8 protein-coding genes and 1 riboswitch are annotated in these 8,485 nt (G+C 72.1%); of the genes, 7 read left to right on the top strand and 1 reads right to left on the bottom strand.

The annotated features are described in order from the left end of the window. Positions 1–86: 86 nt before the first annotated feature. Entirely contained in the window at positions 87–353 is a 267-nt protein-coding gene (locus ABZ371_RS25000; RefSeq protein ID WP_358683489.1) for a hypothetical protein, read from the bottom strand. 199 nt (positions 354–552) lie between these two features. Here ABZ371_RS25000 and ABZ371_RS24995 point away from each other — a divergent pair, with 199 nt between their 5' ends. The 7 genes from ABZ371_RS24995 to ABZ371_RS24965 all read left to right on the top strand — a co-directional run bounded on the left by ABZ371_RS24995 (position 553) and on the right by ABZ371_RS24965 (position 8,426). Then, positions 553–1,182, top strand: a complete 630-nt coding sequence (locus ABZ371_RS24995) for a proteophosphoglycan 5 (RefSeq protein ID WP_358683487.1) — start codon at positions 553–555, stop codon at positions 1,180–1,182. Positions 1,183–1,329: 147 nt separating this feature from the next. After that, a complete protein-coding gene (locus ABZ371_RS24990) occupies positions 1,330–2,610 on the top strand; it encodes a cytochrome P450 (RefSeq protein WP_358683485.1) in 1,281 nt (426 codons plus the stop codon). Next, positions 2,607–3,830 carry a cytochrome P450 gene (locus ABZ371_RS24985; RefSeq protein WP_358683483.1) on the top strand — a complete coding sequence of 408 codons (1,224 nt, stop codon included), beginning with the start codon at positions 2,607–2,609 and terminating at the stop codon, positions 3,828–3,830. The genes ABZ371_RS24990 and ABZ371_RS24985 overlap by 4 nt, the downstream gene beginning before the upstream one ends. 75 nt (positions 3,831–3,905) lie before the next feature. Then, positions 3,906–4,016: riboswitch (SAM riboswitch) on the top strand. A 49-nt stretch (positions 4,017–4,065) separates the two neighbouring features. Continuing rightward, entirely contained in the window at positions 4,066–4,482 is a 417-nt protein-coding gene (locus ABZ371_RS24980; protein ID WP_358683481.1) for a hypothetical protein, read from the top strand. 460 nt (positions 4,483–4,942) lie between these two features. Beyond that, complete coding sequence (locus tag ABZ371_RS24975; RefSeq protein ID WP_358683479.1) at positions 4,943–5,914, top strand: arabinan endo-1,5-alpha-L-arabinosidase; 972 nt, start codon at positions 4,943–4,945, stop codon at positions 5,912–5,914. Between the two features lie 132 nt (positions 5,915–6,046). Continuing rightward, positions 6,047–7,156, top strand: coding sequence for a pectinesterase family protein (locus ABZ371_RS24970; RefSeq protein ID WP_358683477.1), 1,110 nt, complete (start codon positions 6,047–6,049; stop codon positions 7,154–7,156). Positions 7,157–7,418: 262 nt separating this feature from the next. Next, on the top strand, positions 7,419–8,426 hold the full coding sequence (locus tag ABZ371_RS24965; protein WP_358683475.1) for a LacI family DNA-binding transcriptional regulator: 1,008 nt from the start codon (positions 7,419–7,421) through the stop codon (positions 8,424–8,426). Positions 8,427–8,485 lie beyond the last annotated feature (59 nt).

Below are 8,485 nucleotides of genomic sequence, written 5' to 3'. Positions count from 1 at the left end.
GCCCCCGGCCGTGGGGCCGGGGGCGGACGCCGGTCCGCTTGGACGCCGATCCGCTCCTCGGTACGGGCCGCGCTGGGCGCCGTCCGTCAGGTGAGGGGAGTCAGCTTCCGTGCCGTACTGCAGTGCTCGGCCCGCCCGTGCCGCCACAACTGCACCGTCGTCAGCGAGAGGAGCGCGCCGAACACCACGAGGAAGACGCCCACGATGACCGTCTGCCGGGCGCCTGCCGCCGACTCGTCGAAGGAGAGGAGGGCGAGAGCCGACAGCAGCATCCCCGCCGCGTAGACCGAGCGGACGCGCCGCAACTGCCGCACCGTCCGAGGAGCAAGAGCAACACGCTTCACGAGAGCCATGCCTGTCTGCGTACCCCGTTCCGGGGCGGTGAGACCTCCGCGGGGCAAGACGTTCCGGAGCGGTGAGACCTCCGCGGGGCGAAGAACCGCGACATGAGGTGCGTCTGGCGGGCGGCCGGTGCGCACGGTGTGTGACGCGCGCCTGTTCCCGGGCACCAGGAGGGCTGACCCTCCACTCGCCCGTCATAAGGAGCCGGCCATGGCCCTGGTGCAGATAGATCTTCCCGACCCGCTGTCGATGCGCGGCAGGTGGGCCGCGCTCGCCGCCGTCCGGGCGGCCGGGGGACGCGGTGACGGCTGCCGGGCCCAAGGGCTCGTCTGGCACTACGACGACGGTGACGGCGGCTGGGCGGACCTGCACCATCTGGGGGACGGGCGGGCCGTGCTGCTGGGGCAGGACCGGGACGACTCGCACACCTTCTACGCGGAGGCGTCCGACTTCTACGAGGAGAAGGAGACGGACCTGCTGGCCGGCGCCCCCGACTGGTGGGAGCCGCCCGTTCGCGCGGCGCGCGAGGCGGAGCTCTTCCTCGGCTTCGTGTACGGCTTCGACGGCAGCACCTGGCGACGCGCCGCGTACGACGCCGACGACGGCTTCGGCAGCGTAGGGCTGCCCGCCCTCGACGACGGGCGTGCCGAGGACGTGCTCCGGGCCGCGCTCGCCGAGGCGCCCGGCCCGCAGGGTGCCGAGCCGTCGGGTGACGCCGTCCGCGCGCTGATCGCCGCGGACGGCGTGGTGACCGAGGAACTCCTCGGCGCCGTCGTCCCTCCGGCCGGCTGGGACGTGTCCGCGGGAGTGGCGGCCGCTCGGGCCTTCACGGAGGCCTGACGCACCCGCCGTCCGGACGGCGGAGGGGCGCCGGGGCGGGTGACGGAACAGTCGTCCTTCCCCAAAGCTTCACCCAACCTCCCTATAGTGGGGCCGCGTTGATCGTATGGACGCAACGCGTGAAGCCGTCTTCCGGGAGCCCGTACGATGACGAACCCCTTCTTATCCGCCGCGCCCGTGACCGGCCGCGGCTGCCCGGCGCACTCCGCGTCCGATCCGGTGCCGCTCAGCGGTCCGGACTTCCACACCGCACCGCAGGCCCTGTACCGCTCCATGCGCCAGGCGTACGGCCCGGTGGTGCCCGTCGAGCTCCCCGGCGGTTTCCCCGCCTGGCTCGTCGTCGGCTACCGCGAACTGCACCAGGTCACCAGTGACGGCGAGCTCTTCCCCCGGGACGTCGGGCTGTGGAACCAGTGGGACCGCGTCCCCGAGGACTGGCCGCTGCTCCCCATGGTCGGACGGCCCATGCCGTCCATCTACTTCACCGCGGGCGCCGAGCACCGGCGCCACTCCCGCATGGTGGTGCCCGCCCTCGAAGGCGCGGATCCGCACCTGATCCGCGACCACTGCGAGCAGCTCGCCGACCGGCTCGTCGACGCCGTGTGCGGCCGGGGCACGGCCGATCTCGTGGCGGACTTCGCGGAGCCGCTGCCCGTCCTCGTCCTCGCCCGTCTCGTAGGCTTCCCCGACGAGGAGGGGGCGGACATCGCACGGGTCCTGAAGGACCTCGCCGACGGGGGCCCGGGAGCACAGCACGCGCACCAGCGGTTCGGGGAACACATGCGCCGCCTGGTGGAGGCCAAGCGGGCGGCGCCGGGGGACGACATCACCTCCCGCATGCTCGCCGATCCGGAACCCTTCACGGACGAGGAGTACGCGCTCGACCTGATGGCCGTGGTGGCCGCCGGGCACCTCACCACCGCCGACTGGATCAGCAACTCCCTGCGCCTGATGCTCACCGAGGACCAGTTCGCCGACTCCCTCTCCGGCGGCCGGCGCAGCGTCGGCGAGGCCATGAACGAGGTGCTCTGGGAGGAGAGCCCGACGCAGATACTCGCGGGCCGCTGGGCGGCCCGCGACACCCGGCTCGGCGGGCGGACGATCAAGGCCGGCGACATGCTCCTCCTCGGCCTGGGGGCGGCCAACACCGACCCGCTGGTACGCCAGGACATCGGTGCCGGTCATCACGCGAGCAACGGCGCGCACCTGGCATTCAGCCACGGCGAGTACCGCTGCCCCTTCCCCGCCCAGGAGATCGCCGAGACGATCGCCCGTACCGGCATCGAGGTGCTCCTCGACCGGCTGCCCGATCCGCAGCTCGCGGTCCCCGCCGAGGACCTGGTCCGCCGGCCGTCCGCCTTCCTGCGCGGGATGAACGCGCTGCCCGTCCGGTTCACCCCCGTACGAACGACAGGAGACCAGCTGTGAACTGCCCGCACGCCACCGTGGTCATCGACCCCCTGGTCCGGGACCTCGACGGCGAGACCGAAGCGCTGCGCCGGGCCGAGCCGCTCGCCCGCGTGGAGCTCCTCGGGGTGCCCGCCTGGACCGTCACCCGGCACGCCGAGGCACGCCGGCTCCTCGTCGACAGCCGCCTGGTGAAGGACATCGGCGCCTGGAAGCTGTGGCGCAGCGGCGAGGTGACGCACGACTGGCCGCTGATCGGCATGATCGACGCGGGGCGCTCCATGTTCACCGTGGACGGGGAGGAGCACCGGCGGCTGCGGACCAAGACCTCCCAGGCGCTCACCCCGCGCCGGCTGGAGGCGATCCGCCCGGACATCGAGCAGCTCACCGAGGAGCTGCTGGACGCGCTCGCCGAGCAGGGCAGGGACGGCGTCGTCGATCTCAAGGCCGTCTTCGCCCAGCCGCTGCCGATGCGCGTGGTCGGCCTGCTGATGGGGGTGGACCGGGCTCTGCACCCCATGCTGACACGGCGGTACAAAGCCTTCTTCTCCATGCTCACGCCGCAGGAGGAGCGGCTGGCGCTCCTCGCGGAGCTGGACGTCTTCTACGCCGAGCTGGTGCGGGAGAAGACCGCCCGCCCCACGGACGACCTGACCAGCGCGCTGATACTCGCCGAGGACGGCGGGGAGCCGCTCACCGAGGAGGAGGTGGTCGGCAACCTCAAGGCCATGGTGGCCGCCGGGCACGAGACCACGATCGGGCTCATCCTCAACGCGGTACGGGCGTTGCTCGCCCACCCTGACCAGCTGAGGAAGGTGCTGGACGGGGACGTCCCCTGGGAGTCGGTGGTGGAGGAGACCCTGCGCTGGGACACGCCGACCACCCACCTGCTGATGCGGTTCGCCACCGAGGACATCCAGGTCGGCGGGCAGACGATTCCCGAGGGGGAGGGAGTCGTGATCTCCTACCGGGCCATCGGCCGGGACACCGCACAGCACGGTCCGGACGCCGGCGCCTTCGACGTCACCCGCCCGGCGCCCATTCGGCACATGACCTTCGGCCACGGCGCGCACATCTGTCCCGGGGCCGCGCTGTCCCGGGTCGAGGCCGGCATCGCACTGCCCGCGCTGTTCGGCCGCTTCCCGGATCTCAGGCTCGCGATCGCGGACGACGAGATCCGCAAGCTGCCGGTGATGACGCAGAACGACATGGAGGCGTTCCCGGTCCTCCTGCACGGCTGAGGACTCATGTCGGCCTCGTCACGGGGGTGTTGCGTGCCCCCTGACGCCGCCTCGGCTGCTGTTAGGCTCCCCGTGGGTCATGAGTTCCAGTGGTAGGCCCCGGCTCGCTGGACGGCACCCCGCTCCGCTGCGGGTGCTCCGGGTGACGACCCGCCCCGCGCGGCACCGTGCGGGGAACAGCGGACCACCGGGAACGGGCCCCGGGGTCCACGACCCCGAAAGGCGGGCGAAGGCCGTGCTCCCCCACCTCGACCACCGTGACGGCTGCACCCGGTACGCGCCGGGGCACCACGTCCACTGGATCCACGCCAAGAAGTGCGTCCAGGAGCCCGGGCAGGCCGTCGAACTGCTGCTCACCTCCGGCGACGTGCATGACGACGGCCGGCTGGCGCTACGTGCCGCGTTCGACCACTCCGGGGAGCTCCCCGAGGTGTGGACGCACGCTCCCACCGGCCTGCGGGAGCTCCTGGCGGGGCACCGCGGCCGGGTGTTCTGGCTGCCGCGATGGCACGCCCTGCGGTTCGTCGGTCTCGACGGCCGGGCGACCGGACTGGTGAACGTCGCCACCGAGCGCGGCCCGTTGTGCGAGACCGTCACCCCCGGGACGCGGCGTTCCGATTCCGGCCGCGGGGGCCTCACCCGCGGGTTGTAGGGGGCGGGGACGCCCGGGGATCCCCGGGCGGCTGAAGCGTGGTCGGCGTCCGGTTCGGCATCCCGGACGCCGGCCGTTCCCCGGCTTCCGTGTGTCCCGGATGTGCGCGGCTCATTGACGCACGACGCGTTCGATTCTACGGTCCGATCCGAAGTCCCGGTCACCATCCGGTATATCGAACACTTTCCCCATGACGCATGACAGGGGCATGGCAACCATTCGGGGCCTGGTGGCGACTGTGCCAGTGATTCCCGACCCGTGATCCCCGCCCGCTGCCCGGCGGTACATCCCCCACCCGACTCCGACTCCGACCAGGACTGCTCCGGATCCGACCTCGGCTCCGGCAGCCCCTCCGTCGCCCGCCCCACAAGTGCCGGGCTTCCGCCCGCACGCCCGACTACACCCCCCACTCCGGCTCGAGCCCCGGCCACACCCTCGAGCCACGACCGAGGAAGTGCTCATGAGCCGCACCCTGGGAAGAACCCTCGCCGTCCTGACCGCCGCCCTGCTGTCGGCCCTCGCCCCCAGCAGCGCCTACGCCTACCCCGATCCCGGTGTCGTCAGGGGCGACATCGTCGTCCACGACCCCAGCATGGTCCGCAGCCCCACCGGCCAGTACCTGCTCTACTCCACCGGGGAGGGCCTCCAGCTCCGCACCTCCACCGACCGCACCGCCTTCGGCCGCTCCGGCAGCGCCTTCACCACCAAGCCGGGCTGGTGGAAGAACTACTCGTCGGCCTCCGACCCGTGGGCCCCCGACATCTCCTACCGCGGCGGCACGTACCTGATGTACTACGCCGTCTCGTCCTTCGGCAGCAACACCTCGGCCATCGGTCTGGCACGCTCCACCACCGGCCGGGCGGGCAGCTGGACCGACTACGGGATCGTGTACACGTCGAACGCGTCGAGCGACTACAACGCCATCGACCCCAACCTCTTCGTGGACGACGACGGCTCCTGGTGGCTCTCCTTCGGCTCCTGGTGGACCGGCATCAAGATGATCCGCATCGACCCGTCGACGGGGAAGCAGCACCCCGGGGACACCGCCCGCCGCGCACTCGCCTCCCGGCCCACCGGCACCAAGGCCGTCGAGGCACCCACCGTCGTGAAGCGGAACGGCTCCTACTACCTCTTCGCCTCCTACGACACCTGCTGCGCCGGCACCGGCTCCACGTACAGGATCAAGGTGGGCCGGGCCACCAATGTCGCCGGGCCCTACAAGGACCGCGACGGCGTGAGCATGCTCCAAGGCGGTGGCACGCCGGTCATGGAGTCGCACGGCCGCTACGTCGGCCCCGGCGGCCAGTCGGTCCTGGCCGACTCCGACGGCGACCTGCTCGTCTACCACTACTACGACGGCCAGGACAACGGCACCCCGAAACTCGGCGTCAACCTGCTGAAGTGGAGCGGTGGCTGGCCCGTCGCCTACTGACCCGGCCTCGCACCGCACGCCGATCCCGGGGAGTTGCCGCGGGAGTCCCCGGGATCGGCGCCGGCAACCTTCGCCGCGACGGTGGCGACTACCGCGTGCACCCCACCTCTCCTCCACGGAACGGATGCGGACATGGCAGCGAAGCGACGGCGTACGGAGTTCCGCCCCGGCCGGGGCGCGGCACTGACGGCGGGACTGGCCGCCCTGCTGGCCGTCACCGGGCCGGTCCAGGCGCAGGGCGCGCCGGCGGCCGGCCCCGGGCGGGCGGCGGCCGGGGCAGCCGCTGCCGTGCTCACCGTCGCCAAGGACGGCAGCGGGCAGTACACCACGGTGCAGGCCGCCGTGGACGCGATCGCGCCGGGCAGCACCGCGCGCGTCGTCGTGTCCATCAGGCCCGGCACCTACCGGGAGACGGTCAAGGTCCCCGCCACCAAACAGAACGTCACCCTCCAGGGCAGCGGACCGAGCCGCAAGGACACCGTGATCGTCCACGGCAACGCCTCGGGCACCCCGAAGCCCGACGGCTCGGGCACCTACGGTACGAGCGGCAGCGCCACCGTCGCCGCGGAGGGGAACGGCTTCCAGGCCCGCAACCTCACGATCTCCAACGACTTCGACGAGTCCGCGCACCAGGACATGAGCGCGCGCCAGGCCGTCGCCCTGCGCACCGCCGCCGACAAGGTCCTCCTCGACTCCGTCATCGTCACCGGGGACCAGGACACCCTGCTGCTCGACTCGGCCGCCAAGACGGCCCTCGGGCGCGTGTACATGAGGAACTCCTACGTCGTCGGCAACGTCGACTTCATCTTCGGGCGAGCCGGCGCGGTCATCGACAGGTCGGTGATCACGCTCAAGAAGCGGTGGGACGGCAGCTCGGGCGGCTACATCACCGCACCCAGCACGGCCGCCGGCCGCAAGGGCTTCCTCATCGTCGGCTCGACCGTCAACGGTGACGTCGCGGCGTCCTCCTTCCATCTCGGACGCCCGTGGCACGCCGGCGGCGACGCCTCACTCGATCCCATGGCCACGTTCCGTGACACCGAGCTGAGCGCCGCGGTCAAGTCCGCCCCGTGGACGGACATGAGCGGCTTCTCGTGGAAGGACGACCGCTTCGCGGAGTACCGCAACACCGGTCCTGGTGCGGGCGCGGCGAGCACGGACCGGCCCCAGCTGTCGGACGCCGCGGCGGCCGGTCAGGAGGTCGCCGACTGGCTGGGCGACTGGACACCGCAGGCGTCCTGAGCCACGGTGTGGGGGAGCGGGCCGCGGCCTCGCGCGGGCGCACGCGTGCCCGCGTGCGGGAGGAAGGGCGGGCAGCTCGGAATGCGTGGTCGAAGCGCTTCGACTACGGCCCGGGGGAGACCCTGGACAGCACTTGTGGGCGAGTCTAAGGTTCACGGTGTCTGTGCATTTCAGAGTGCGAGGATGGGTGGGCTCAAGGCGCTGTTGAAGCGCTTCACCACCCCGCCTCTCCGCACTTCCCTCGCCCGTAATGGAGAGCTGAATGGTCACGCTTGCCGAGGTCGCCCAGCACGCCGGAGTCTCCGCGAGCACGGTGAGCTACGTCCTCAGCGGGAAGCGGTCGATCTCCGCCGGCACCCGGGAGCGCGTCGAGCACAGCATCCAGCAGCTCGGCTACCACCCCAACGCCGGGGCGCGGGCCCTCGCCAGCAGCAGGTCCAACATCATCGCGCTGATGGTGCCGCTGCGCACCGACATGTACGTGCCGATCATGATGGAGATCGCCATCGCCGTCGCCACGACCGCCCGCACACACGGCTACGACGTCCTGCTCCTGACCGGCGAGGAGGGCCCGGCCGCCGTGCGGCGGATCGCGGGGAGTTCGCTCGCGGACGCCATGATCCTCATGGACGTCGAGCTGCACGACGAACGGCTGCCGCTGCTCCGCGAGTCCGGGCGGACGGCCGTCCTCATCGGCCTGCCCGCCGACAGGACCGGACTGACCTGCGTGGACCTGGACTTCGAGGCGACCGGCGCGCTCTGCGTCGATCACCTCGCGGGCCTCGGGCACCGGGACATCGCGGTGATCGGGGAGGCCGCGGCCGTCTACGAACGGCACACCGGCTTCGCCGAGCGGACCGTGGACGGCATACGGGCCAAGGCGCAGGAGGCGGGCGTCAGGGTCCTGCACCGCCCGTGCGAGGGCGGATACGCCGCGATGGCCGGCACGCTGGCCCGCATCTTCGACGAACGGCCGGGCACCACCGGGTTCGTGGTCCAGAACGAGGCCGCGGTCGAGCCCCTGCTGAACCTGCTGCAGCAGCAGGGGCGCGCGGTCCCGGAGGACGTGTCCGTGGTGGCCATCTGTCCCGAACAGGTGGCCACGCAGGCATCGGTGCGTCTCACCTCCGTGGCCATTCCGGCGCAGGAGATGGGGCGCCGGGCGGTGGAGCAGGTGGTGGCCAAGCTGAAAGGCCGTGCGACGGACGAAGTGGATTTGCTGGAGCCGGAGTTGACCGTGCGGGCCAGCACGGGTCCGGCCCCTTCCTGAGCGGTGCGGCCCCTCCGCCCGCCCGCTCGGCGGCGCCGGGCGGGCGGAGGATGGCCGGG

It is taken from the genome of Streptomyces sp. NPDC005899 (assembly GCF_040629645.1).
Taxonomy (GTDB): Bacteria; Actinomycetota; Actinomycetes; order Streptomycetales; family Streptomycetaceae; genus Streptomyces.
This window is presented reverse-complemented; position numbering and strand designations above follow the sequence as displayed.

Coding starts and splice junctions, on each gene's coding strand:
- ABZ371_RS25000 (WP_358683489.1), bottom strand. CDS start 353: ATGGCTCTCGTGAAGCGTGTTGCTCTTGCTCCTCGGACGGTGCGGCAG.
- ABZ371_RS24995 (WP_358683487.1), top strand. CDS start 553: ATGGCCCTGGTGCAGATAGATCTTCCCGACCCGCTGTCGATGCGCGGC.
- ABZ371_RS24990 (WP_358683485.1), top strand. CDS start 1,330: ATGACGAACCCCTTCTTATCCGCCGCGCCCGTGACCGGCCGCGGCTGC.
- ABZ371_RS24975 (WP_358683479.1), top strand. CDS start 4,943: ATGAGCCGCACCCTGGGAAGAACCCTCGCCGTCCTGACCGCCGCCCTG.
- ABZ371_RS24970 (WP_358683477.1), top strand. CDS start 6,047: ATGGCAGCGAAGCGACGGCGTACGGAGTTCCGCCCCGGCCGGGGCGCG.
- ABZ371_RS24965 (WP_358683475.1), top strand. CDS start 7,419: ATGGTCACGCTTGCCGAGGTCGCCCAGCACGCCGGAGTCTCCGCGAGC.